The organism is Burkholderia sp. IO2, from assembly GCF_029522185.1.
Taxonomy (GTDB): Bacteria; Pseudomonadota; Gammaproteobacteria; order Burkholderiales; family Burkholderiaceae; genus Burkholderia; species Burkholderia cenocepacia.
The window spans coordinates 24,590-48,399 of sequence record NZ_JAKWFH010000007.1 but is presented as its reverse complement, the minus strand read 5'-3'; the positions used below and the strand labels follow the sequence as shown (position 1 = coordinate 48,399).

At 67.9% G+C, this 23,810-nt stretch carries 25 protein-coding genes, 1 other RNA gene and 1 riboswitch; of the genes, 16 read left to right on the top strand and 10 right to left on the bottom strand.

The genetic code is table 11. From position 1 onward, the window contains the following. Window positions 1-115: 115 nt before the first annotated feature. The 6 genes from MMB92_RS06160 (at window position 116) to cobA (ending at window position 6,299) form a co-directional block, all read left to right on the top strand. Window positions 116-1,795, top strand: coding sequence for a nitrite/sulfite reductase (locus MMB92_RS06160; RefSeq protein WP_277562600.1), 1,680 nt, complete (start codon window positions 116-118; stop codon window positions 1,793-1,795). Window positions 1,796-1,820: 25 nt separating this feature from the next. Next, window positions 1,821-2,363: a DUF934 domain-containing protein gene (locus MMB92_RS06155; RefSeq protein WP_006496124.1), complete on the top strand. Its 543-nt coding sequence runs from the start codon at window positions 1,821-1,823 to the stop codon at window positions 2,361-2,363. Then, window positions 2,360-3,112 (top strand): phosphoadenylyl-sulfate reductase, encoded by a 753-nt coding sequence (locus MMB92_RS06150; protein ID WP_006496123.1) that lies wholly within the window; start codon window positions 2,360-2,362, stop codon window positions 3,110-3,112. Before MMB92_RS06155 ends, MMB92_RS06150 begins: the two co-directional genes overlap by 4 nt. A gap of 75 nt (window positions 3,113-3,187) precedes the next feature. Next, window positions 3,188-4,150, top strand: coding sequence for a sulfate adenylyltransferase subunit CysD (cysD, locus tag MMB92_RS06145; protein WP_006478076.1), 963 nt, complete (start codon window positions 3,188-3,190; stop codon window positions 4,148-4,150). A gap of 22 nt (window positions 4,151-4,172) precedes the next feature. Further along, complete coding sequence (locus tag MMB92_RS06140) at window positions 4,173-5,489, top strand: sulfate adenylyltransferase subunit 1 (protein WP_006484806.1); 1,317 nt, start codon at window positions 4,173-4,175, stop codon at window positions 5,487-5,489. Between the two features lie 60 nt (window positions 5,490-5,549). Beyond that, window positions 5,550-6,299 carry a uroporphyrinogen-III C-methyltransferase gene (gene cobA, locus MMB92_RS06135; protein WP_006484807.1) on the top strand — a complete coding sequence of 250 codons (750 nt, stop codon included), beginning with the start codon at window positions 5,550-5,552 and terminating at the stop codon, window positions 6,297-6,299. Between the two features lie 81 nt (window positions 6,300-6,380). Here cobA and MMB92_RS06130 read toward each other — a convergent pair whose 3' ends face one another. The 3 genes from MMB92_RS06130 to lptF are packed head-to-tail and all read right to left on the bottom strand — an operon-like array spanning window position 6,381 to window position 9,038. After that, window positions 6,381-6,764 (bottom strand): CbiX/SirB N-terminal domain-containing protein, encoded by a 384-nt coding sequence (locus MMB92_RS06130; protein WP_058901720.1) that lies wholly within the window; start codon window positions 6,762-6,764, stop codon window positions 6,381-6,383. A 27-nt stretch (window positions 6,765-6,791) separates the two neighbouring features. Continuing rightward, window positions 6,792-7,940 (bottom strand): LPS export ABC transporter permease LptG, encoded by a 1,149-nt coding sequence (gene lptG, locus MMB92_RS06125; protein WP_006496121.1) that lies wholly within the window; start codon window positions 7,938-7,940, stop codon window positions 6,792-6,794. A gap of 3 nt (window positions 7,941-7,943) precedes the next feature. Beyond that, window positions 7,944-9,038, bottom strand: a complete 1,095-nt coding sequence (lptF, locus tag MMB92_RS06120; RefSeq protein ID WP_006484800.1) for an LPS export ABC transporter permease LptF — start codon at window positions 9,036-9,038, stop codon at window positions 7,944-7,946. Between the two features lie 122 nt (window positions 9,039-9,160). On the opposite strand from lptF, the gene MMB92_RS06115 reads away from it, so the two are divergent. From MMB92_RS06115 to MMB92_RS06105, 3 genes are read left to right on the top strand one after another with little or no spacing between them, the layout of a single operon-like run. Next, on the top strand, window positions 9,161-10,672 hold the full coding sequence (locus MMB92_RS06115) for a leucyl aminopeptidase (RefSeq protein WP_006484797.1): 1,512 nt from the start codon (window positions 9,161-9,163) through the stop codon (window positions 10,670-10,672). Between the two features lie 34 nt (window positions 10,673-10,706). Further along, window positions 10,707-11,123, top strand: a complete 417-nt coding sequence (locus tag MMB92_RS06110; RefSeq protein WP_006484796.1) for a DNA polymerase III subunit chi — start codon at window positions 10,707-10,709, stop codon at window positions 11,121-11,123. Between the two features lie 25 nt (window positions 11,124-11,148). Then, on the top strand, window positions 11,149-11,904 hold the full coding sequence (locus tag MMB92_RS06105; protein WP_006493437.1) for a DUF2486 family protein: 756 nt from the start codon (window positions 11,149-11,151) through the stop codon (window positions 11,902-11,904). 138 nt (window positions 11,905-12,042) lie between these two features. On the opposite strand, the gene MMB92_RS06100 is transcribed toward MMB92_RS06105, so the two are convergent. Then, window positions 12,043-12,369: a c-type cytochrome gene (locus MMB92_RS06100; protein WP_006484446.1), complete on the bottom strand. Its 327-nt coding sequence runs from the start codon at window positions 12,367-12,369 to the stop codon at window positions 12,043-12,045. A gap of 128 nt (window positions 12,370-12,497) precedes the next feature. Further along, window positions 12,498-14,171 carry a dihydroxy-acid dehydratase gene (ilvD, locus tag MMB92_RS06095; protein ID WP_277562599.1) on the bottom strand — a complete coding sequence of 558 codons (1,674 nt, stop codon included), beginning with the start codon at window positions 14,169-14,171 and terminating at the stop codon, window positions 12,498-12,500. A gap of 134 nt (window positions 14,172-14,305) precedes the next feature. Between ilvD and MMB92_RS06090 the strand changes: the two genes are divergently transcribed. Together MMB92_RS06090 and lgt are read left to right on the top strand one after the other, a co-directional pair. Continuing rightward, window positions 14,306-15,220 (top strand): LysR substrate-binding domain-containing protein, encoded by a 915-nt coding sequence (locus MMB92_RS06090; RefSeq protein ID WP_212203392.1) that lies wholly within the window; start codon window positions 14,306-14,308, stop codon window positions 15,218-15,220. A gap of 87 nt (window positions 15,221-15,307) precedes the next feature. Continuing rightward, window positions 15,308-16,204, top strand: coding sequence for a prolipoprotein diacylglyceryl transferase (lgt, locus tag MMB92_RS06085; protein WP_034201458.1), 897 nt, complete (start codon window positions 15,308-15,310; stop codon window positions 16,202-16,204). Between the two features lie 123 nt (window positions 16,205-16,327). Here lgt and MMB92_RS06080 read toward each other — a convergent pair whose 3' ends face one another. The 5 genes from MMB92_RS06080 to MMB92_RS06060 all read right to left on the bottom strand — a co-directional run bounded on the left by MMB92_RS06080 (window position 16,328) and on the right by MMB92_RS06060 (window position 18,948). After that, a complete protein-coding gene (locus MMB92_RS06080; RefSeq protein ID WP_006484449.1) occupies window positions 16,328-17,068 on the bottom strand; it encodes an SIMPL domain-containing protein in 741 nt (246 codons plus the stop codon). A 182-nt stretch (window positions 17,069-17,250) separates the two neighbouring features. Beyond that, window positions 17,251-17,712, bottom strand: a complete 462-nt coding sequence (locus MMB92_RS06075; RefSeq protein ID WP_006478090.1) for an EVE domain-containing protein — start codon at window positions 17,710-17,712, stop codon at window positions 17,251-17,253. 311 nt (window positions 17,713-18,023) lie between these two features. Further along, window positions 18,024-18,205, bottom strand: a non-coding RNA gene (gene ssrS / locus MMB92_RS06070) — 6S RNA. Window positions 18,206-18,286: 81 nt separating this feature from the next. Then, window positions 18,287-18,601 (bottom strand): cell division protein ZapA, encoded by a 315-nt coding sequence (locus MMB92_RS06065; RefSeq protein WP_006478091.1) that lies wholly within the window; start codon window positions 18,599-18,601, stop codon window positions 18,287-18,289. Next, window positions 18,598-18,948 carry an ATPase gene (locus MMB92_RS06060; RefSeq protein WP_006478092.1) on the bottom strand — a complete coding sequence of 117 codons (351 nt, stop codon included), beginning with the start codon at window positions 18,946-18,948 and terminating at the stop codon, window positions 18,598-18,600. The genes MMB92_RS06065 and MMB92_RS06060 overlap by 4 nt, the downstream gene beginning before the upstream one ends. Before the next feature lie 154 nt (window positions 18,949-19,102). Then, a riboswitch (cobalamin riboswitch) is annotated at window positions 19,103-19,352 on the top strand. Window positions 19,353-19,393: 41 nt separating this feature from the next. Here MMB92_RS06060 and MMB92_RS06055 point away from each other — a divergent pair. From MMB92_RS06055 to cobC, 5 genes are all read left to right on the top strand, one after another. Continuing rightward, a complete protein-coding gene (locus MMB92_RS06055; RefSeq protein WP_048989041.1) occupies window positions 19,394-20,509 on the top strand; it encodes an iron ABC transporter permease in 1,116 nt (371 codons plus the stop codon). Next, on the top strand, window positions 20,506-21,321 hold the full coding sequence (locus tag MMB92_RS06050) for an ABC transporter ATP-binding protein (RefSeq protein ID WP_006484439.1): 816 nt from the start codon (window positions 20,506-20,508) through the stop codon (window positions 21,319-21,321). The genes MMB92_RS06055 and MMB92_RS06050 overlap by 4 nt, the downstream gene beginning before the upstream one ends. Window positions 21,322-21,382: 61 nt before the next feature. Then, on the top strand, window positions 21,383-22,438 hold the full coding sequence (gene cobT, locus MMB92_RS06045) for a nicotinate-nucleotide--dimethylbenzimidazole phosphoribosyltransferase (protein WP_006496112.1): 1,056 nt from the start codon (window positions 21,383-21,385) through the stop codon (window positions 22,436-22,438). 13 nt (window positions 22,439-22,451) lie between these two features. Next, window positions 22,452-23,204, top strand: a complete 753-nt coding sequence (locus MMB92_RS06040) for an adenosylcobinamide-GDP ribazoletransferase (RefSeq protein ID WP_058901715.1) — start codon at window positions 22,452-22,454, stop codon at window positions 23,202-23,204. Further along, window positions 23,189-23,773, top strand: a complete 585-nt coding sequence (gene cobC, locus MMB92_RS06035) for an alpha-ribazole phosphatase (RefSeq protein ID WP_058901714.1) — start codon at window positions 23,189-23,191, stop codon at window positions 23,771-23,773. Before MMB92_RS06040 ends, cobC begins: the two co-directional genes overlap by 16 nt. Window positions 23,774-23,810: the final 37 nt, after the last annotated feature.

The window sequence follows — 23,810 nt, the reverse complement described above, 5'->3', positions numbered from 1 at the left end:
TTTTCGTCATTAGCAATCCAGCCGGCAGCGGATGCGGCGGTGCGGCGGAACGGAGATTCGGGCGCGACGTGGCTAGGACGTCGCGCGGTCACCACGAAAACCCTGGGGTCCCCGAATGTATCAGTACGACCAATACGACCAGACGATCGTCGACGAGCGAGTCGCGCAGTACCGCGATCAGGTGCGCCGCCGGCTGTCGGGCGAGTTGAGCGAAGACGAATTCCGTCCGCTGCGTCTGCAGAACGGCCTGTACATGCAGCGCCACGCGTACATGCACCGCATCGCGATTCCGTACGGCAACCTGCGCAGCGACCAGCTCCGGATGCTGGCGCGCATCGCCCGCGAACACGACCGCGGCTACGGCCATTTCTCGACGCGCTCGAACATCCAGTTCAACTGGGTGCAGCTCGAAGAGACGCCCGAGATCCTCGCGAAGCTCGCGTCGGTGCAGATGCACGCGATCCAGACGTCGGGCAACTGCATCCGCAACATCACGGCCGACCAGTTCGCCGGCGTCGCGCAGGACGAAGAGATCGATCCGCGCCCGTGGGCCGAGATCCTGCGCCAGTGGTCGACGTTCCACCCCGAATTCGCGTGGCTGCCGCGCAAGTTCAAGATCGCGGTGTCGGGCTCGAAGCGTGACCGTGCGGCCGTGCAGATCCACGACCTCGGCGTGTACCTGAAGAAGAACGCGCAGGGCGAAGTGGTCGCGAGCATCCTCGCGGGCGGCGGCCTCGGCCGTACGCCGATCATCGGCGCGGTGATCAAGGAAGACCTGCCGTGGCAGCACCTGCTCACGTACTGCGAAGCCGTGCTGCGCGTGTACAACCGTTACGGCCGCCGCGACAACCTGTACAAGGCGCGGATCAAGATCCTCGTGAAGGCGCTGTCGCCGGCGAAGTTCGCGCAGCAGGTCGAGGAAGAATGGCAGCACCTGAAGGACGGCCCGTCGACGCTCACGCAGGCCGAGCTCGATCGCGTGTCGCAGTACTTCAAGCCGCCGGTCTACGAGAAGCTGGCCGACACCGACGCGTCGTTCGAACAGCACCTGCTCGAGAACAAGGCGTTCGCGCGCTGGGTCGAGCGTAACGTCGCGCCGCACAAGGTGCCCGGTTACGCAGCCGTCACGCTGTCGCTGAAGGATCACCGCGTGGCGCCGGGCGATGCGACCGACGCGCAGATGGATCTGGTCGCCGACTGGGCCGACGCGTACTCGTACGGCGAGCTGCGCGTGTCGCACGAGCAGAACCTGATTCTCGCGAACGTGAAGAAGCGCGACCTGTTCGCGCTGTGGGAAAAGGCGAAGGCGGCCGGTTTCGCGACGCCGAACATCGGCCTGCTGACCGACATCATCGCGTGCCCGGGCGGCGACTTCTGCTCGCTCGCGAACGCGAAGTCGATCCCGATCGCGCTGGCGATCCAGCAGCGTTTCGACGATCTCGACTACGTGTACGACCTCGGCGAACTGTCGCTGAACATTTCCGGTTGCATGAACTCGTGCGGTCACCACCACGTCGGCAACATCGGCATCCTCGGCGTCGACAAGGACGGCGCCGAGTGGTACCAGGTGTCGCTCGGCGGCGAGCAGGGCACGGGCCAGAACGGCGCGTGCCTCGGCCGCGTGATCGGGCCGTCGTTCTCGGCCGAGGAAGTGCCCGACGTGATCGCGAAGCTGATCGATACGTTCGTCGAGGCGCGCCTCGACGGCGAGCGCTTCGTCGACACGTACGACCGCATCGGCATCGCGCCGTTCAAGGAGCGCGTGTATGCGGCGCGCCAGGCAGTGAACGCGTAACCAACCGGGTAGAAGGAATTTGCAGATGGCTTCGATTATCAAGAACCGCGCAGTGATCGACGATGCATGGCAGGTCGTGCGCGCGGCGGAAGACGGTGCACTGCCCGCGGTCGACGCGTTGCCGGCCGGCAAGGTGCTGGTGCCGTTCGCGTTGTGGCAGGCCGAGCGTGCGGCGCTCGTCGCCGCGAAGACGAAGGACGAACTCGGCGTGTGGCTCGCGCCGGACAGCGAGCCGGCCGATCTCGTGGCCGACTTCGGCGCGATCTCGCTGATCGCCGTCGACTTCCCGCGCTTCGCGGACGGCCGCGGCTACAGCATCGCGCGCCTGCTGCGCGAGCGTCATGGCTGGACCGGCGAGCTGCGCGCGATCGGCGACGTGCTGCGCGACCAGTTGCTGTACATGTCGCGTTGCGGCTTCGACGCGTTCGCGGTGCGTGCCGACAAGGACATCCACGACGCGCTGAATGCGTTCACCGAATTCACGCAGCGTTACCAGGGCGCATTCGACGAGCCGGCGCCGCTGTTCCGCCGCCGCGAGGCTGCGCCCGACGCCAAGGTGAGCGCATGAGCACCGCGACCGCCACCGCGCTGACGCCGGAACTCGCCGCGAAGGTCGAGCGCCTCGACGCGCTGCTCGCGCAGATCGGCGAGCGTCACGACAAGGTGAAGTTCGCGAGCAGCCTCGCCGCGGAAGACATGCTGCTCACCCACGCGATCCTGTCGAAGGGCGTGCCGATCGGCATCTTCTCGCTGAACACGGGCCGCCTGCACGCGGAAACGCTCGGCATGATCGACCGGGTGCGCGAGCGCTACGGCTACGAGATCGAGCAGTTCCATCCGCAGCAGGACGCGGTCGACCGGTACGTTGCCGAGCACGGCCTGAATGCGTTCTACGAGAGCGTCGAGCTGCGCAAGTCGTGCTGCCACATCCGCAAGGTCGAGCCGCTGAACCGTGCGCTGGCCGACGTCGGCGCGTGGGTGACGGGCCAGCGCCGCGAGCAGTCGGTCACGCGCGCGGAGCTGCACGAGGAAGAACAGGACGAAGCGCGCGGGATCGCGAAGTACAACCCGCTCGCCGACTGGACGGAAGCCGACGTGTGGGCGTACCTTAAGGCGTTTGACGTGCCGGTCAATCCGCTGCATGCGCGCGGCTACCCGAGCATCGGCTGCGAGCCGTGTACGCGTGCGATCCGCCCCGGCGAGGACAGCCGCGCGGGCCGCTGGTGGTGGGAGTCGCGCGACACGAAGGAATGCGGGCTGCACGTCACGACGATCACGCCGATTCCCGCGAATGCCGAAGCCGGCGCCGCGCACTGAAAGCCGACAAGAAACTGAATATTGCGTCGCCCGCGACAGCGGGCGGCACGAACCCAGAAGAGAAGGACTGAAATCATGAGCACGACGCTCGAGCAATCCGCCTTTGCCCCGCCCACCGGCGCCGACAGCCGCATGGGCCACCTCGACTGGCTCGAAGCCGAGTCGATCCACATCCTGCGCGAACTGGTTGCCGAATGCAGCAAGCCGGCACTGCTGTTCTCGGGCGGCAAGGACTCGGTCGTCGTGCTGCACCTCGCGCTGAAAGCGTTCGGCCTCGGCGCGAACCGCAAGACGACGCTGCCGTTCCCGCTCGTGCACATCGACACGGGCCACAACTACGAGGAAGTGATCGACTTCCGCGACCGTCGTGCGCAAGAGCTCGGCGCCGAGCTGGTGGTCGGCCATGTCGAGGATTCGATCAAGCGCGGCACGGTCGTGCTGCGCCGCGAAACCGATTCGCGCAACGCCGCGCAGGCCGTCACGCTGCTGGAAACGATCGAGCAGCACGGTTACACGGCGCTGATCGGCGGCGCGCGCCGCGACGAAGAGAAGGCGCGCGCGAAGGAGCGCATCTTCTCGTTCCGTGACGAATTCGGCCAGTGGGACCCGAAGGCGCAGCGCCCGGAGCTGTGGAGCCTGTACAACGCCCGCCTGCACAAGGGCGAGCACCTGCGCGTGTTCCCGATCTCGAACTGGACCGAGCTCGACGTGTGGCAGTACATCGCGCGCGAAAACCTCGAATTGCCGTCGATCTACTACGCGCACCAGCGCGAGATCGTGCGCCGCAACGGGCTGCTCGTGCCGGTCACGCCGCTCACGCCGATGCGTGACGGCGAGACGAGCGAGCTGGCGCAGGTGCGCTTCCGCACGGTCGGCGACATCAGCTGCACGTGCCCGGTCGAGAGCGACGCGGACGACGTCGAGAAGATCATCGCCGAGACGGCGGTGACCGAGATCACCGAGCGCGGCGCGACCCGGATGGACGATCAGGCCTCCGAAGCCGCGATGGAACAGCGCAAGAAGCAAGGTTATTTCTGAAGCACACGAGGACATTCACATCATGAGCATCATCGAGAACACCGAAGACCTCGGCGTGTTGCGCTTCATCACCGCGGGCAGCGTCGACGACGGCAAGAGCACGCTGATCGGCCGCCTGCTGTACGACAGCAAGGCCGTGCTGTCCGATCAGCTGTCCGCGCTGTCGCGCGCGAAGAACAAGCGCACGGTCGGCGACGAACTGGACCTCGCGCTGCTGACGGACGGTCTGGAAGCCGAGCGCGAGCAGGGCATCACGATCGACGTCGCGTACCGCTACTTCGCGACCGCGAAGCGCAAGTTCATCATCGCCGACACGCCGGGCCACGAGCAGTACACGCGCAACATGGTGACGGGCGCGTCGACCGCGCACGCGGCGATCATCCTGGTCGACGCGACGCGCATCACGGTCGAGAACGGCGTCGTGCAACTCCTGCCGCAGACCAAGCGCCACAGCGCGATCGTCAAGCTGCTCGGGTTGCAGCACGTGATCGTCGCGATCAACAAGATGGACCTCGTCGACTACAGCGAGGCGCGCTTCAACGAGATCCGCGACGCGTACGTCGCGCTCGCGAAGCAACTCGGCCTGACCGACGTGCGCTTCGTGCCGGTGTCGGCGCTCAAGGGCGACAACATCGTCGGCGCGAGCGAGCGCATGCCGTGGTACGCGGGCGAGCCGCTCCTCGACGTGCTCGAATCGCTGCCGGTCGAGACGCAGGCGCATGACGCGCTGCGCTTCCCGGTGCAGTGGGTCGCGCGCCAGGACGGCAGCTCGGCCGACGATTTCCGCGGCTACATGGGCCGGATCGAGTCGGGCGAAGTGAAGGTCGGCGACGAGATCGTCGTGCTGCCGTCGAACCGCACCGCGACGGTGGCCGAGATCGTCGCGCCGGTGCCCGGCGGCACCGCGGCGGTTGCGCACGCGTTCGCGGGCCAGACCGTGACGATCCGTCTCGAACAGGATGTCGACGTGTCGCGCGGCGACATGCTCGTCACGACCGCCGAGCCGGTCGAGCCGGCCAAGAAGCTCGAGGCCGACCTGTGCTGGTTCGACGAGGCGCCGCTGTCGCCGCAGCGCAAGTACCTGCTGAAGCAGACCACCAGCACGGTGTTCGCGAAGATCGGCGCGGTCAAGCAGGTGCTCGACGTGCATACGCTGTCGCACGCGACCGACCGTCAGGAACTGAAGATGAACGACATCGGCCGCGTGGCGCTGACGCTGCAGAAGCCGATCGTCTGCGACACCTACGATGCGCATCCCGGTACGGGCGCGTTCGTGCTGATCGACGAGGCGACCCACCACACGGTCGCCGCGGGCATGATCCGCGCGTTCTCGGCGTAATCGTCAATCGGCGCGGCGGCGAACCGGCCGCCGCGGCAGGACCCTAACGAAGCGACAAACATGGGCAAGGTGTATCTGATCGGAGCAGGGCCGGGCGCCGCGGACCTCATCACGGTGCGCGGCATGCGGCTGCTCGAGCAGGCCGACGTCGTGCTGCACGACGCGCTCGTCGAGCCCGCGATGCTCGACTATGCGCCGAACGCGCGCAAGATCGCGGTCGGCAAGCGCTGCGGGCAGCGCTCGACCGCGCAGCATTTCATCAACAAGCAGATCGTCGACGCGGCGCGCGAGCACGCGTGCGTCGTGCGGCTGAAGGGTGGCGATCCGATGCTGTTCGGCCGCGCCGAAGAGGAAATGCGCGCGCTCGAGGCGGCCGGCATCGACTACGAGGTCGTGCCGGGCATCACCGCGGCGCTGGCCGGCGCGGCGACGCTCAAGCGTTCGCTCACGTTGCGCGGCGTGTCGCGCAGCGTCGCGTTCGCGACGCACAGCCGCGCGCCGGGCAGCGACGAGATCCGCGAAGCCGCGCGTGCCGATTCGATCGTCTACTACATGGGCCGCGACAGCGCGCCCGGCATCGCGCAGGAACTGATCGACGCCGGCCGTGCGCCCGCGACGCCGGTGGCGATCGTCGAGGCCTGCAGCACCGCGCGCGAACGCACGCTGACGCTCACGCTCGCGCAGATGGCGGCCGGCGACGCGCAGGCGTGGCTCGATCCGGCGGAACCGAGCCTGCTGATGATCGGCGATGCATTCGCCGAACGCGCACGGCTGGCGCAGGCGGGTGCTCCGGTGCGCAATGCCGCCTGAGCGCGGCTCGAACGCGGTCCGAAACGAAAAAAGCGCTGGCAACCGCCAGCGCTTTTTCTTTGGCTGCGCGGAAAGCGCGGCCTACGCGTCGCCGCCGAGTTGCCCGATGCAATAGCGCGCGACCGCGTCGAGCACGCCGTCGTCTTCGCCGACGGCCGTTGCGCAGCGGATCTCGACGCCCGGATGCGCGGCGCGGCATGCGTCGACGAGCTGCGGCAGGTCGCGGCGCACATGGCCGCCCTGGCCGAAGAATACGGGCACCACGGTGATGCGCGTGCAGCCGGCCGCGACTTGCGCGGCCACGGCGTCACCGAGCGACGGCGTCATCAGTTCGAGGAAGGCGAGCGACACCTGCGCGGCAGGGGAGCCGGCGCCGCGCAGCCGCGCGGCGAGCCGCTCGAACGGCTCGGCCCAGCGCGGGTCGCGGGCGCCGTGGCCGAACAGGACGATACCGTGCGAATGCATGTCGAAGCCTCCGTCGCGACGCGGCGCTCAGTGCCGGTCGACCCACTTGAGCGCGAACAGGCCGAGCGCGAGATAGATGAGGCCCGGCGTCGCCGCGGTGAGCGGCGCGGGCCACGTGTTCAGCGTGCCGATGTGCGAGAACAGCGTGTTGAGCAGCTGGAAGCTCATGCCGAGCATGATGCCGCCGAACACCTTCACGCCGACCACGCCGGCGCGCGTATGCAGGTACGCGAACGGCAGCGACAGCACGAGCATCACGAACACCGCGAACGGATACAGCAGCTTGCGCCACAGTGCGATGTCGTAGCGCTGCGTGTCCTGCTGGTTCTCGCGCAAGTGCTGGATGTAGCGGAACAGGTTGATGATCGACATGCGCTCCGGCGACACGAGCAGCACCGACAGGATCTGCGGCGTCAGGTCGGAGCGCAGCCGGTATTCGGGCAGCGACACCTGCTGCGACCGGTACACGGGGTTCAGCGCATCGGCCGGCTGGCCGCTGATCGGCTTGATCGGCGTCAGCTCCGTCTCGGTGACGCCCTTCAGCAGCCAGTGGCCGGGCGGCTCGTAGCGGCCCGTCTGCGCGATGCGCACGTTCCGCAGCTGGAATTTCGAGTCGAATTCGTAGATGCGCACGTTGCTGATCGTCGAGTCGGGCGACAGGCTGCCGACGTTGACGAAGCGCGTGACCTGCTCGCCGTTCTCGCGGGCCGCGAGCGTGTCCTTCACCCACACGCCCGACTGGAAGTTCGACGACACCGATGCGCCGAGCGCCTGCAGCCGCACGCGTTCGGACAACTGGTCGGCGTACGGGCCGACGAATTCGCCGATCAGGTAGGTGACGATCACGAGCGGCACGCCGATCTTCAGCAGCGAGCGCAGCGCCTGGTTGGTCGCGAGGCCCGACACGCGGAAGATCGTGAATTCCGAGTTCGCGGCCATCTGCGCGAACACGTAGATCGCGCTGATCAGCGCGGCGACCGGGATGATCTCGTAGAAGCGCGACGGCGTCTGCAGCGCGACGCGCAGCACCGCGTAACCGAACTTGTAGTTGCCGTGCCCGACCGAGTTCAGCTCGCTGATCAGGTCGAAGAAGAAGAACAGACCCGAGAACGCGAACAGGATGAAGATGAACGTGATGTAGATCTGTCGCGCGAAGTACTTTTCATAGAGCCGCATCGATCATGCTCCCGAGCGGCCGAACAGCGCGCGTGTCAACAACGGACGATTGCGCACGCGCAACCAGAAAATGAACGCGACGATCGCCGCGACGATGACGTGCAGCCCGACGAGCCCGACGCCGAACGACATCTTGCCCTGCTCGATCTGCGCCTGCACGACGTTCAGCAGGTTCGAGTACGTGAGGTAGATCAGCACGGCCATCACGAGGTTGATCGTGCGGCTGCGGCGCGGGTTCTGGTACGAGAGCGGGATGCCGAGCACCATCAGGTTGATCGCGATCAGCGGCAGCCCCGCGCGCCACGCGAATTCCGCGAGGTTGTCGCGCGTCGGGTTGCGCAACAGGTCGGGCGTGGGCGTGCTGTTGGTGGTCTGCACGTTGGTGACGGGCTTGCTCGTGATCTTCACGCCGTAGCGCTCGAACTCCATGATCTTGAAGTTCGGCTGGCCGGGCGTGCCGTCGTAGCGGCGGCCGTCCTCGAGGACGACGAAGCGATCGCCGTCCTTCGAGGTTTCCGTATGGCCCGTCTGCGACACGACCACGTTGACCTTGCCGTTTTCCGTCGACGTGACGAACACGTTCTGGACCTTGCTCTGGTCCGGCGACATCTTCTCGATGAAGAACACGCGATGGTTCGCGGCCGATTCGCGGAACTGGCCCGGCGCGAGCAGCGAGATTTCGTCGCGCTGCTGGAAGCGCGCCTTGATCATCTTGCTCTGCTGGTTCGACCACGGCCAGCCGACGAACGCGAAGAAGGTGATCAGCAGGATGATCGGCGCGGCGAACACGCCGATCGGTTTGATGAGGCGCGTGAGGCTCACGCCGGACGCGAGCCACACCACCATTTCGGAGTCCCGGTACCACCGGGTCAGCACGAACAGGATCGACACGAACAGCGTGACGACGAGCATCACGGCGAGATAGCCGATCACGGTCAGGCCGATCAGCACGAGCACGTCCCGCGGATCGATTTCGCCGGACGCGGCGTAGCCGACGATGCGAATCATCATCGTCGTGAGCATGATCGTGAGCAGCACCATGAACACGGCGCCAGCCGTATACGCAAGCTCGCGCTGGAGGGAGCGTTCGAAGATCATTCTTGATGAGAAGAGGGCGGGAGGCTGCGCACGCGTGGTGGAGCGCTCGCGCCGCCACGGGAAAAATAGCGGATAATTGCGGCTTTCATCCTTAGCCCAGATTTTATCCGAGGACAAGCGCGATGGACTTTAGCATAAAAGGCTGTGATTGGAGCAAAGGCGAGGCCAAGGGGTTCCTGACCGGGAAGTCCGACTGCATCGTGCTCGGCATCTTCGAGGCGCAGACCCTGTCGGGCGCGGCGCTCGACATCGACACGGCCACCAAGGGACTGATCTCGCGCGTGGTGAAGGCCGGCGACATGGACGGCAAGCGCGGCAAGACGCTGTTCCTGCACGAAGTGTCGGGCATCGGCGCGTCCCGCGTGCTGCTGGTCGGGCTCGGCAAGCAGGATGCTTTCAATCAGAAAGCCTATAACGATGCGGTGACGGCCGCCTGGCGCGCGCTGCTGGCGACCAAGGTCGTCCAGGTCACGTTCTCGCTCGCGCAACTGCCGGTCGACGAGCGCAGCTCCGACTGGGGCGTGCGCGCCGCGATCCTCGCGCTGCGCAACGAGACCTACCGCTTCACGCAGATGAAGAGCAAGCCGGAACCGGCGTCGCACACGCTCAAGCGCGTCGTGTTCAGCGTCGACCCGGCGGACGAAAAGGCCGCGAAGGTCGCGGTCAAGCAGGCCGTCGCGCTTGCGAACGGGATGGATCTCACCCGCGACCTCGGCAACCTGCCGGGCAACGTCTGCACGCCGACCTATCTCGGCAACACCGCGAAGAAGATCGCGAAGGATTGGGGCCTGAAGGCCGAAGTCCTCGGGCTCAAGCAGATCCAGGCGCTGAAGATGGGGTCGTTCCTGTCGGTCGCGCGCGCGTCGGTCGAGCCGCCGCAGTTCATCGTGCTGCACTACCAGGGCGCCGCCGCGAAGGCCGCGCCGGTCGTGCTGGTCGGCAAGGGCATCACGTTCGATACGGGCGGCATCTCGCTGAAGCCGGGCGAGGGCATGGACGAGATGAAGTACGACATGTGCGGCGCGGGCTCGGTGCTCGGCACGATTCGCGCGGTCGCCGAGATGGGCCTGAAGATCAACGTCGTTGCGATCGTGCCGACCTGCGAGAACATGCCGGGCGGCAATGCGACGAAGCCGGGCGACATCGTCACCAGCATGAAGGGGCTGACGATCGAGGTGCTGAACACCGACGCCGAAGGCCGCCTGATCCTGTGCGACGCACTCACGTACGCCGAGCGTTTCAAGCCGGCCGCCGTGATCGACGTCGCGACGCTGACGGGCGCCTGCGTGATCGCGCTGGGCGGCCACAACAGCGGGCTGTTCTCGACGAACGACGCGCTCGCGGGCGAACTGCTCGACGCGTCGCGCGAGGCGAACGACCCGGCATGGCGCATGCCGCTCGACGACGAGTACCAGGATCAGCTGAAGTCGAATTTCGCGGATCTCGCGAACATCGGCGGGCGCCCGGCCGGCGCCGTGACGGCCGCGTGCTTCCTGTCGCGCTTCACCGAGAGCTACCCGTGGGCCCACCTCGACATCGCGGGCACCGCGTGGAAGGGCGGTGCCGCGAAGGGCGCGACGGGCCGTCCGGTGCCGTTGCTCGCGCAGTTCCTGATCGACCGCGCCGGCCAGTGATGGCGGGGCTGACGACGCAGCGGGTGCGCGGGCCATGACGCGGATCGATTTCCACTCGAACGTCGGCGATTCGCTCGCATACGCGTGCCGGCTGCTGCGCAAGGCCTATCAGGCCGGGCAGCCGGTCGTCGTGCTCGCGGAGCCCGCGCGCCTGCGCGCGCTCGACGAGCGGCTCTGGACGTTCTCGCCGCTCGATTTCATCCCGCATTGCGGCGTCGACAGCGAGCACGCAGCCGGCACGCCGATCGTGCTGGCCGCCGATCTCGATCGCGCGCCGCATCATCACGTGCTGCTGAACCTCGGCGCGACCGTGCCCGCGCAGTTCGCCCGCTTCGAGCGCCTGCTCGAAGTGGTCGGCAACGCGCCGGACGAGCTGGCCGCGGGCCGCGACCGCTACCGGTTCTACCGCGACCGCGGCTACGCGCTGAACAACTACAAGCAGGGCGGCTAGCCGCAACCGTCGACGGAGTGTTCCCGTGACAGAAGCCGATTCATCCTCGATCCCGACACTGACCGACGTGCTGGTGCCGGGCAAGCCGGCGTCGGCGCGTTCGTCGGCGTCCGCCGCCGCCGCGCCGCACGACCGCGCGGCGATTCCGGTGCTCACCGACGTGATCGCACCGGGCGCCGCCGCTGCCGCGCCGGCCGATTCCCGTCAAACCGAAGCCGACCCCGATTCCGTCGTGGTCGAACCCGTCCCGACGCCGCACGTGCCGGCCGTCGAGCTGCCGGGCGACGTGGCGACGCCGGCCGCCGGGGGCGAGACCGATGCGCCGGCCGAACCCGGCGCCGCGGAGCACGTGGTCGCCGAAGAGGCGGGGGCGACGATGGCGCCGCTGCGCTCGTCGCTGGTCAATGACGACTTGCCGCAGCCCACGTTCGCCGCGATGGCGCACGAAGCGGCCGGGCACGCGCCCGATACGGCGATGCCGGAGGCGGTCCTGCCGAGCGCAGCGCCGCAGCCGGACGCGCAGGCCGCGGACGGGCTGACGCCGGAAGATGCACAGCACATCGCCGAACGGCTGCGCAATCGCCTGACGAATTATCTGACCGGGGCCGGGCGCGAGGCCATCGAAGCGCGTTGTCGCGATGCGCTGCACGAGCATTCGGCCTGGCTGGTCGGCCAGGTCACGCGCGAAGTCGCGCTCGCGCTGGAAACCGAGGTGATGGACTGGGTGCGCGATGCGGTCGATGAAGAGATCGCCCGTCGTCGCGCCGGTCATTCCGGCTGAACGGGCCATCGTTCGCGAACGGGGAGCAGGTGCGGTAAGTGCCTGTGAAGCCGCCGGGAAGGCGCTGGCCAGTCGTTACAGGGCTGCCTTCTTGCGGCGCCCTGCACACGACAGGGGGGCGCCGCGCCGCTATCCGGTTCAGCGTACCGACAGCACCCACTGCGCGAGCGTGTGCGCTTCGGTGCTCGTCAGTTGCGTATTGGCGGGCATCGGCACGCTGCCCCACACGCCGACGCTGCCTTTCACGATCGATTGCGCGAGGTAATCGACCGCATCGCCACGCGCCGCGTACTTGCCGGCGATGTCGCGAAACGCCGGGCCCATCAGCGGCTTGCCGATCGCATGGCAGGCCATGCAGTTCCTGCGCTGCGCCAGGGCGAGCCCGTCGGCCTGGTCGGCACGCGCCGCCGCCGCGCTGCCGGTCAGCAGCATCGCGAGCAGCACGCGCAATATCGTCTGTTTCATGCGGTTCTCCGCCGGCGGGGACGGCCGGCTTCATGGTCCGCGCATTATAGAAGCAAAGGGGAAGCAGGTTTTGCGCGTTCCCCAGGCGGCCCCCGTTTATCGGGGCCGCATGCGATGGTGTCCCTGCCTCAGCCCGTGACCGCCCCCTGGTTCGCCGGCCGCGCGAGCGCCGCGAATTTGGCGAGCACCCCGCGCGTATAGCGCGGCGCCGGTTGCCGCCACGCGGCGCGGCGGCGTGCGAGTTCCGGCTCGTCGACGTTCAGTTGCAGCAGCAGCCGGTGCGCGTCGATCGTGATCGAATCGCCTTCCTGCACCAGCGCGATCGTGCCGCCGACGAACGCCTCCGGCGCGACGTGGCCGACCACCATGCCCCAGGTGCCGCCCGAGAAGCGGCCGTCCGTGATGAAGCCGACCGATTCGCCGAGCCCCTTGCCGATGATCGCGGAAGTCGGCGCGAGCATTTCCGGCATGCCGGGGCCGCCCTGCGGGCCCAGGTAGCGCAGCACGAGGATGTCGCCCGCGCGGATCCGGTCGCCGAGGATCGCATCCATCGCGCTCTGCTCGTCGTCGAACACGCGCGCCGGGCCGGTGATCACCGGGTTCTTCAGGCCGGTGATTTTCGCGACCGCACCGTCTTCCGCGAGATTGCCCTTCAGGATCGCCAGGTGGCCTTCCTTGTACAGCGCGCGGTCGATCGGGAAGATCACGTGCTGATCCGCGCGCGGCACGCTCGGCACGTCCTTCAGCTCGTCGGCGATCGTGCGGCCGGTGATCGTCATGCAGTCGCCGTGCAGCAGCCCCGCATCGAGCAGGATCTTCAGCACCTGCGGAATCCCGCCGGCCCGGTGCAGGTCGGTCGCGACGTACTGTCCCGACGGCTTCAGGTCGCAGATCACCGGCACGCGCTTGCGGATGCGCTCGAAGTCGTCGATCGTCCAGTCGACCTCGGCCGCGTGCGCGATCGCGAGATAGTGCAGCACCGCATTGGTCGACCCGCCGGTGGCCATGATCAGCGACACCGCGTTCTCGATCGATTCCTTCGTGATGATGTCGCGCGGCTTCAGGTCGCGCTTCACCGCCTCGACCAGCACGCGCGCCGATTCGGCGGCCGAATCGACTTTCTCCTGGTCGGGGTTCGCCATCGTCGACGAATACAGCAGCGACATCCCGAGCGCCTCGAACGACGAGCTCATCGTGTTCGCGGTGTACATGCCGCCGCACGAACCCGACGTCGGACACGCGTTCTTCTCGACGCCTTCGAAATCCTCCTGCGACATCCGGCCCGCGGTGAATTCGCCGACGGCCTCGAACGACGACACGATCGTCAGGTCGCGGCCTTTCCAGTTGCCCGGGCGGATCGTGCCGCCGTACACGTAGATGCCCGGCACGTTCAGGCGCGCGAGCGCGATCATGCCGCCCGGCATGTTCTTGTCGCAGCCGCCGACCACCACCACGCCGTCCATCCACTGGCCCTGCACGCAGGTCTCGATGCAGTCGGCGATCACTTCGCGCGACACGAGCGAATACTTCATCCCTTCGGTGCCCATCGACATGCCGTCCGAAATCGTCGGCGTGCCGAAGATCTGCGGATTCGCGCCGGCCGCCTTCACGGCCGCCACGGCCGCATCCGACAGGCGCTGCAGGCCGGAATTGCACGGCGTGATCGTCGAATGGCCGTTCGCGATGCCGACCATCGGTTTGTCGAAATCGTCCTTCTGGTAGCCGAGGGCGTAATACATCGAGCGGTTCGGCGAACGGGCCACGCCTTGCGTGATGTGCTTCGAGCGGCGGTTGTACGACATGGGGGACTCCATCGTTGTATGGGCGTCACCCTGAAGGGCGCGCCGGTTCGGATCGAACAAGCATGGAGTTTCCCGATTGGGATGTCCAATATATTATTTGTCGCCTATTAAGTCGTTTTTCGAATGAGTCCAACATGGCCGACCCGATCCCCGACCTGCGCCAGTGGCGCTATTTCGCGACCGTCGCCGACGAGCGTCACTTCGGTCGCGCGGCCGAGCGCCTGTCGATGACGCAGCCGCCGCTGTCGCAGGCGATCCGCGCGCTCGAGGACACGCTGGGCGTCGCGCTGTTCGTGCGCACCAAGCGCTCGGTGGCGCTGACGGCGGTCGGCGCGGCGTTGTTGCCGGACGTGCACCGGCTGCTGGCGTCGGCCGATGCACTGCCGCCGCTCGCGCGACGGCTCGCACGCGGGGAGGCCGGCTCGCTATCGCTCGCATTCGTGTCGACCGCCGATTACGGGCTGTTGCCGTCTTTGCTGCGTGCGTTCGGCGCGCGCTACCCGCAGGTGCGGTTGCAGCTCGCCGAAGCGACGAGCGACGTGCAGATCGACGAACTCGTCGCCGGGCGCATCGACGCCGGGCTCGTCATTCCGCCCGTGCCGCCGCGTCACGCGGCCGGGCTGTCGTATCTGCCGGTCGTGCGCGAGCCGCTGGTGGTCGCGATGCCGGCCGGGGCGTCCGATGCGCCCGAGGACGCGCCCGTGCAGCTTGCCGATGTCGCCGCGTTGCCGCTCGTGATCTTTCCGCGCCGTTTGGCGCCCGGCTTTTATGACATCATTACGGGCTGCTACGGCGCGGCGGGGGCAACCCCGCGCATCGGCCAGGAGGCGATCCAGATGCAGACGATCGTCAGCCTCGTGTCGGCCGGCATGGGCGTCGCACTGGTGCCGCAATCGCTGCGTAACCTGCGGCGCACCGGCGTGGTCTACCGGCCGCTCGCCGGCTCTGCGCCGGTCGTCGAGACGGGGCTCGTGTGGCGCACCGGCGACGTGAGCCCCGTGCTCGCCGGTTTCATCGACGTCGTGCGCGCACAAGGTCTTGCCGCGTGACGTGAACGATGGCGCGCGGGCGCCGTCCAACGCGCGGTGCTGCGCGTGCGACGGCCGTACCGTATTCGAAAACTTCTTCGCTAACCCATGATCATTCACCCGAATTTCGACCCCGTTGCGATCCATCTCGGGCCGCTGGCCGTGCGCTGGTACGGCCTCATGTATCTCGTCGGCTTCATCGCGGCGATCGTCGTCGGCCGGATCCGCCTGAAGCTGCCGTACGTCGCGGCGCAGGGCTGGACCGCGAAGGACATCGACGACATGATGTTCTACGGCGTGCTGGGCACCGTGCTCGGCGGCCGGCTCGGCTACGTGCTGTTCTACAAGGCCGATTTCTACTTCTCGCACCCGCTCGACGTGTTCAAGGTGTGGGAAGGCGGCATGTCGTTTCACGGCGGCTTCCTCGGCGTGACGCTCGCGATGATGCTGTTCGCGTGGCAGCGCAAGCGGCACTGGCTGCAGGTCACCGATTTCGTCGCGCCGATGGTGCCGACCGGGCTCGCGGCGGGGCGGCTCGGCAACTTCATCAACGGCGAACTGTGGGGCCGCGTGACCGATCCGACGGCGCCGTGGGCGATGCTGTTCCCGGGCGCGATGCGCGACGATGCGGCATGGCTGCCGAAGCACCCGGCACTCGTGGAGAAGTGGCATCTCGCCGACGTGTTCATGCAATACCAGATGCTGCCGCGCCATCCTTCGCAGCTCTATGAAATCGCGCTCGAAGGTATCGCACTGTTCTTCGTGCTGTTCCTGTTCGCGCGCAAGCCGCGGCCGATGGGCGCGATATCGGCACTGTTCCTGATCGGTTATGGCCTCGCGCGCTTCACGGTCGAGTTCGCGCGCGAACCCGACGACTTCCTCGGTCTGCTGGCGCTCGGCCTGTCGATGGGGCAGTGGCTGTCGCTGCCGATGATCGTCGCGGGGATCGCGATGATGGTCTGGGCGTATCGCCGCCGCGCGGCGAACGCGAATGCGGCTGCATGAAGTGATTACGTGACGCGGTATCGATGCACGCGTGATCGGCGCGTGCATCGGCTGCACGGAGGTACATGAAAAACGCCGGCCCTCGGGCCGGCGTTTTCGTTTCCGACAACTGCGCGACGCGCGTTACTTCATCTGCACGGAGCCGTTGACGGTGACCGACACGGTGGCCTTGCCGCCTTCGACCGCGATCGGCGCGCTCATCTTCGCGCTGTCCATCGGCGCCGCGGCCATCGCCATCATGCGCGTGTACGGCTGCACGTTGCGGCCGCTGCCGACGTTCACGTCGCGGATCGTGTAGCTGCTGTAGCCGAACGCCTTCGCGGCTTCGTCCGCGCGGGCGCGGAACGACTTGATCGCTTCCGTCGTGAGCTTTTGCTCGGCCGCGCGCTGCGCTTCCGGCGACAACGAGAACTCGACGTTCGCGACCTGCATCAGGTTCGACAACTGGCCTGCCAGCTTCGACGCCGCGGCGAAATCGCGCGATTCGAGCGCGACCTCGGTGCGGCCGCGCCATGCGGAGATCTTGCCGTCGCGATCGGTGCTCGGATACACGGAGAACGCACCCGTATGCGCGGTGACGCCCGACACGCCCTTCGCCTGCGACAGCGCCGCGTCCGCGCGCTGGTTCAGCTGCGCGGTGAGGCTGCCCGGATCCTTGGCCTGCTGCTCGTAGAACAGCGTGATGTGAATGATGTCCTGCGGCACGTCGGCACTGGCCTGCGACGAAAGCGACAGCACGCCCGCCGGCTCCGGAAAGTGCGGGTTCGCCGTCTGGGCGTGCGCGGCGGGCGACGCGAGCGTCAGCGCGACGGGAACGGCGGCGGCAAGGGCGAGCGACAGCGCGAGTGCGGATTTCTTGGTCATTGTTGGACTCCTTGTGCGAGGGCGCGCACGCGGATCACGCGTGCACGACGCGGGCGTACCGCGCGACGAAAAAAACGACAGCCGGCCCGATCGGCCGACAGCGGTTGCTTAGGCTGCGCGAACGGGCCGCGAGTTCCGTCGCGGCGGCGTGTACTGACCAGATTTGACCTTTGGCGCGCGGCCTACTTCATCAACTTTTCGGTGATGAAGCGCCATTCCGCCCGCGTGACCGGCGTGATCGACAGCCGGTTGCCGCGGGCGAGCACGCGCATGTCGGCCAGCTCGTCGTGCTCGCGCAGCGCGGCGAGCGGCACGAGCGGCGACTTCTTCACGAAGCGCACGTCGACGAGCAGCCAGCGTGGCGCTTCCTGCGTCGATTTCGGATCGTAATAGGGGCTTTTCGGATCGAACTGCGTGGGATCGGGGTAGGGCGTCGACGATACTTCGGCGAGGCCCGCGATGCCCGGCTCGGGGCAGCTCGAGTGATAGAACAGCACGCCGTCGCCGATCTTCATCGTGTCGCGCATGAAATTGCGCGCCTGATAGTTGCGCACGCCGGTCCACGGCAGCGAGCGCTGCGGTGCGTTGGCGAGATCGTCGATGCTTGCTTCGTCCGGTTCGGACTTCATCAGCCAGTATTGCATGGATCGTAATCGACGCAGAATGGGCATGAGGGTCTGTTTGCATGCGGAACGCGCATGCGTTGCCACGAGGACGGCCGTTCTCGTGGCAACCCAAACTAAAAATTCAATCCACGGGAATGCCCGAAATCGCCCGTATGGCGGCGTCGCTCGTCACTTGTTTGGCTCGGCCAAACGGCGCTCCTCGCTTCTTGCCTGCGCCCCGCAAGGACGTCCCCTCGGGGGACGAGCGATTTCGGGCATTCGCATGCGCGTTCCGCATGCAAACAGACCCTCAAAAGGAAACGGCATCGGAAGTTCCCGATGCCGTTGGATAGGCCCCCGCCTTGGCCGCTAGGCCGGCATCCTGAACCTGAGGTTCAGAATTGGTCGCAGTTAGCAGCACTTCGGGTACATCAGACAGAGTGACGCGCGCGCCCGTGCTACAAATTTCCGCAACCGTGCACATGGCATTGGTTCAAGGAATATATGACCTTGGCGAACCAGGCAGGGAAGCTGACTGAACTGTGATTCGATGCGCCAATTTGACCACCGTTGACCGTCGAGATCAAGGGGAATCGACGCATCGTTTGAAACGTTACTGCGTCTCGTGCTGTGCGAGCACCGCACCGAGTTGTTCGTTCATCTGGTGCATTGTACGACGGATTTCCTCCGCCGGAAATGCTTCACCATGCCGCACGCTCGTTTGCAGCCGCAGCAATTCCGATGCGAGCGACAGCGCCGCCATCACCGCGATGCGATCGGTGCCGCGTACCGAGCTGTTCGAGCGGATTTTCGACATTTCGGCGTCGACGCGCGCGACCGCTTCGAGCAGCGCCGCTTCGGTCTCGGCCGAACAGGCGAGCCGATAGGGCTGACCGAGAATCGAGACTTCGATCTGCTTGGTGCTCATGCATGTTCTCCGTGGCTGGCCGCGTCATCGCCATCCGTGCGCGCCTGCGCATCCAGCAGGTCGAGCTGGTTGTCGGCTTGCTCCGCGCTCTTCGAGCGCGGCAGCTTTTCGAGAATCGCGTTCAGTTTCACCTGGGCGTCGTCGATCTTCGCCGACAGCGTGTCGCGCTCGGCCGCGAGCGCATTGCGTTCGTCGCGCAGCTGCGCGAGTTCCGCGCGGACCGTGTCCGCTTCCGCGCGCAATTGCGCGACCTGCTCCTCGAGCGCGAGCCGTTCCGAGTGATAGCGCTTGTTCAGCGAAATCAGACGGCCAATATTTTGAGATAGGGTTTCGAGTTCGTTGAGCATTTGCTGCGTCCTCTAAAGACCCAGCATTTTAGCGCGGAATAACGCGCAATCCGACATCTGTAACGTTTCCAGTCGTAACACCCCTGCTTCTTGCCGCGAATAGGCGCGTCCCGCGTGTCTCCGGACGCTTCCTTGACGCTCGCGCGACCGGCTCCTAAACTGGCGCCGCCTCGGTGCTCGCGCGCAGGACGCGCGGTTAAACGGGAAGCAGGGTGCGGGCTCCGCGAGCGCGTCAACCTGCGCTGCCCCCGCAACGGTAAGCGGCCGCGTCGCATGACGCAGGCCGGCTCGGGCGCGTTTCGCGTGCAGGTCGCACGCGGGCGCGGGCCACTGCGCGTCATCGCGCGGGAAGGCGAGCCGGACCGCCGCCAGCCCGGATACCGGCCGAGACGGGGAGCCCGCACGGGCTCCATGACGCGCGGCCTGCGGGGAAGCGGGGCGCGCAATGCTTCACGGAACGTTCTTCGATGCCGACCCCAATCGTCCGCCACGCGCCCCCGTCGCGCCCGGCCGGCCCCTGCAAGCGGATGCGCCGTGCGTCGGGCGCGCGGCCGTGCGCCGCATGAGCGCCGCACGCGCCACTGTCATCTGGGCCGCGCTGGCCGCCGTGGTCGCATTGCTGTTCGTCGCGTCGCTGTCGATCGGCAGCGTGCCGATGTCGCCGTGGCAGGCACTCGCTTCGCTCGTGCCGCACGGCGGCGATACCCTGTTTGCCGATATCGTCCGCACGCTGCGCCTGCCGCGCGCGCTCGCGGGTTTCGCGTGCGGCGCGCTGCTCGCGCTGGCCGGCGCGTTGTTGCAAGTGCTGCTGCGCAATCCGCTCGCGGAGCCGTACGTGCTGGGCGTGTCCGGCGGCGCGGCCGGCTTCGCGCTCGTCGCGATGATCGCGGGCGGCGCGTGGTGGCTCGTCGACGCATCCGCGTTCGCCGGTTCGCTCGTCTCGGTCGCGCTCGTGCTCGGTCTCGCCAGACGCGAGCTGTGGCGCGGCGAATCGCGCGACGCATCGCCGCGGCTGCTGCTCACCGGCGTCGTGATCGCGGCGGGATGGGGCGCGCTCGTCACGCTGTTGCTGTCGCTCGCGCCCGATGCGCGGCTGCGCGGCATCATCTTCTGGCTGACGGGCGACCTGAACGGCGCGACGGCGCCGTGGTTCGCGTGGGGCGCGCTGTTGCTGAGCGCGTGCGTCGCGCTGCCGGCCGCGTCGCAACTGAACGTGCTGCTGCGCGGCGACGCGACCGCGCAGGCGCTCGGCGTGCCGGTCGCGCGGCTGCGCGTGCGGATCTATCTCGTCGCGTCGCTGGCCGCCGCCGCTGCCGTGACGACGGCCGGCACGATCGGCTTCGTCGGGCTCGTCGTGCCGCATGCGCTGCGGCTCGCGTTCGGCAACGACCAGCGGATGCTGCTGCCGGCCGCGATGCTCGCGGGCGGTGGCGGCGTGATGGCGGCCGACCTGCTCGCGCGCACCGCGATCGCGCCCGCGCAACTGCCGGTCGGCGTGATGACCGCGTTGATCGGCGTGCCGGTGTTCCTGTGGATGTTGCTGAGGAGGCCGATGCGATGACGGGCGCCACATCGTACGCCGCCGCCGGCGACATGCACTACAGGGCCGTCGACCTGACATTGAAGGCCGGCGCGCGCACGCTGCTCGATCGCTTCACGCACGCGTTCCGCCCCGGCGAGATCTGGTGCGTCGCCGGCCCGAACGGCGCGGGCAAGACGACGCTGCTCGCCACGCTCGCGGGATTGCAGCCGCCCGCTGGCGGACACGTCGAGATCGACGGCCGGCCGCTTGCCGCGTGGCGTCCCGAGCACCTCGCGCAGCGCCGCGCGCTGATGCCGCAGCAATTGCACGATGCGTTCAGCGCGACGGTGTTCGACACGGTGCTGCTCAACCGCTTTCCGTATCTCGGCGGCTGGGGCTGGGAGCGCGACGACGACCGCGCGGCCGCGCGCGATGCGCTGGCGACGTTCGACCTGAGCCCGCTCGCGGCGCGCGACGTGATGTCGCTGTCGGGCGGCGAGCGGCAGCGGGTCGCGCTGGCCGCGACGCTGTGCCAGGATGCGCCGCTGATGCTGCTCGACGAACCGCTCGCGCATCTCGACCTGCATCACCAGATCGACTGCCTGACCGCGCTCGCCGCGTGGCTCGCGGCAGGCCCGCGCACGGTGGTGTTTTCGTGTCACGATCTGAATCTCGCGCGGCGTTTCGCGACGCATGCGCTGCTGCTCGACGGCCGCGGCCAAGCGTGGGCCGGCCGCGTGCACGACGTGCTGACGCCCGAGCGCGCGAGCGACGCGTTCGGCTATCCGCTCGTGCTGATCCGCGAGAACGGCCGCGATGCGCTGCTGCCCGCATGGCCTGCGCGACAATGACGTTTCCCGTTCCGATTTTTCCGATGCGCGGCGCATGCCGCGCGCACGACACGGCTCCTCGATGACGACTCCGACCCAATTCCCGCCCGCGATCGCGCCGCTCGACGACGCACTGCGCAAGCGTCTCCAACATGTGATCGACCACAAGACCAAGCCACCCGGCAGCCTCGGTCAGCTCGAGGCGGTCGCGCTGCAGATCGGCCTGATCCAGCACACCGAGCGGCCGGTCGTGCAGCGGCCCGCGACGATCGTGTTCGCGGGCGACCACGGGATCGCGGCCGAGGGCGTCAGTCCTTATCCGCAGGCGGTGACCGCGCAGATGGTCGCGAACTTTCTGGCCGGCGGTGCGGCGATCAACGCGTTTTCGGGTGTCGCGCAGAGCACGCTCGAGATCGTCGATGCGGGCGTCGCGTCGCCGCTGCCGCTGTCGGACCGGCTGGTGTCGCTGCCGGTCGCGCGCGGCACGCGCAACTTCGCGGCGCAGCCGGCGATGACGCGCGACGAGGCGATGGCCGCGCTGGCCGCCGGCGCGGCGCGCGTTCGCCTGCACGCGTCGCTCGGCACGAACGTGATCGGCTTCGGCGAGATGGGGATCGCGAACACGTCGTCGGCCGCGTGCCTGATGAGCCGTCTGCTCGACGTGCCGATCGACGCATGCGTCGGCCGCGGCACGGGGCTCGACGATCAGGGCCTCGCGCACAAGCGCGCGGTGCTTGGCCGCGCGCTCGTCAAGCATTCGCATGCGATCGCGCCGCTCGACGTGCTCGCGACGTTCGGCGGCTTCGAGATCGCGATGATGACGGGCGCGTACCTCGCGGCCGCGAGCGAGCGGATGACGATCCTCGTCGACGGCTTCATCGCGACCGCCGCGCTGCTCGTCGCCGAGCGCATCGCGCCCGGCGTGCGCGACTACTGCGTGTTCTCGCATACGTCGCACGAGGCTGGCCATCGGCGCATGCTCGAGCATTTCGGCGCGAAGCCGCTGCTCGCGCTCGACCTGCGGCTCGGCGAAGGCACGGGCGCCGCGCTCGCGCTGCCGCTGGTGCGCGCGGCGGCCGCGTTCCTGAGCGAGATGGCGAGCTTCGAATCCGCCGGTGTCGACAATCGTGACGCCTGAGCGCGCGCGCGGCATGCGAGCCGAACTGCGCTACTTCTTCGTCGCGCTCGGCTATTTCACGCGCGTGCCCGTGCCGCGCTCGATCGGCTATGCGGCCGGCGATCTCGACCAGGCCGCGCGCTATTTCCCGCTCGTCGGCGCTTGCGTCGGCGCATGGGGCGCGCTGGTCTATCTCGTCGCGCTGCGCGCGCTGCCACCGTCGATCGCGGTCGGGCTGTCGATGGCCGCGACGCTGCTCGCGACCGGCGCCTTCCACGAAGACGGCCTCGCCGACAGTTGCGATGCGTTCGGCGGCGGCTACACGCGCGACGACGTGCTGCGCATCATGCACGATTCGCGGATCGGCACGTTCGGTGCGGTCGCGCTCGTGATCGCGCTCGGGCTGAAATGGCAGGCGCTGACGTCGATGCTGCCGCTGCGCGCCGCATGGACGATGATCGCCGCGCATGCGGCGAGCCGCGCGATGGCCGTGAGCCTGCTGATGACGCTCGACTACGTGCGGCCCGAAGGCAAGGCGAAGCCGGTCGCGCAACGGATGGGCGCACGCGCGGCGTGCGTCGCGGCGGTGTTCGGACTGCCGTGGCTGTTCTGGCCGGACTGGCGCATGGGCGCTGCCGCATGCGTGGCGCTCGTCGTGGTGCGCGCGTGGCTGGCCCGCTACTTCTTGAAGCGGATCGGCGGTTATACGGGCGACTGTCTCGGTTTCGCGCAGCAATTGGGCGAATTGGCGATCTATCTCGTGGTGCTCGGATGGACATCGTCCTGATCCGCCATCCGGCCGTCGGCATCGAGCCGGGCATCTGCTACGGGCGCAGCGACGTGCCGCTCGCCGAATCGGCCGATGGCGGCGCGCAGGCCGTGCGTACGCATCTGTCGACACTCGGCGCGCCGTTGCCCGAACAGGTCTGGACGAGCCCGCTGACGCGTTGCGCGTCGATTGCCGAACGGCTCGCGCGGGCACTCGACGTGCCGCTGCGGCGCGATGCCGACTGGCAGGAAATGGATTTCGGCGCGTGGGAAATGCAGCGCTGGGACGATATCGACCGTGCGGCGCTCGATGCATGGGCGGCCGACCTGATGCATGCGTGCGCGCACGGCGGCGAAAGCGTGGCGCGATTCGCCGCGCGGATTGCGCGGCAGGCCGATGCGATGGCGAAGCTCGACGGCCCGCAATGGGTCGTCACGCATGCGGGCGTGATCCGCGCATTCGCGTCGCATCTATTGCGTGTGCCGCTCGATACGCTGCTGTCGCGGCCGGTGCCGACGGGCGGGGCCGTCTGGCTGCGCGCGGACGACGACGCACATGCAGCGGAAGTCGTGCACTGGGACGCGTAGGCGCGGTTGCGTCTGCAGATGACCGACGCCGCGCAGG